Here is a 412-nt window from a genome sequence, read left to right on the forward strand (position 1 = left end):
GAAGCGCCCCAGCGGCTCGTTCATCTTCGCCGGCCCCTCGGGCATCGGTAAGACGGAGCTGTCCAAGGCCCTCGCGGAGTTCCTGTTCGGGTCGGAGGACGCGCTGATCCAGCTCGACATGTCGGAGTTCCACGACCGCTACACCGTGTCGCGCCTGGTCGGTGCCCCTCCCGGTTACGTCGGCTACGACGAGGGCGGCCAGCTGACGGAGAAGGTGCGGCGCAAGCCGTTCTCGGTCGTGCTGTTCGACGAGATCGAGAAGGCGCACGCCGACGTCTTCAACACGCTGCTGCAGATTCTCGAGGACGGCCGGCTGACCGACGGCCAGGGTCGCATCGTGGACTTCAAGAACACGGTGATCATCCTGACCACCAACCTGGGCACGCGCGACGTGGCCAAGGCGGTGTCGCTA

Annotated in this window: 1 protein-coding gene; it reads left to right on the top strand. The window is 66.0% G+C overall.

Translation table 11 applies throughout. The features are described from left to right. A partial coding sequence (locus RBH18_RS43985) for an AAA family ATPase (protein WP_306216465.1) occupies nucleotides 1-412 on the top strand: 412 nt, incomplete at both ends.

Source organism: Actinoplanes oryzae (assembly GCF_030757795.1).
Taxonomy (GTDB): Bacteria; Actinomycetota; Actinomycetes; order Mycobacteriales; family Micromonosporaceae; genus Actinoplanes.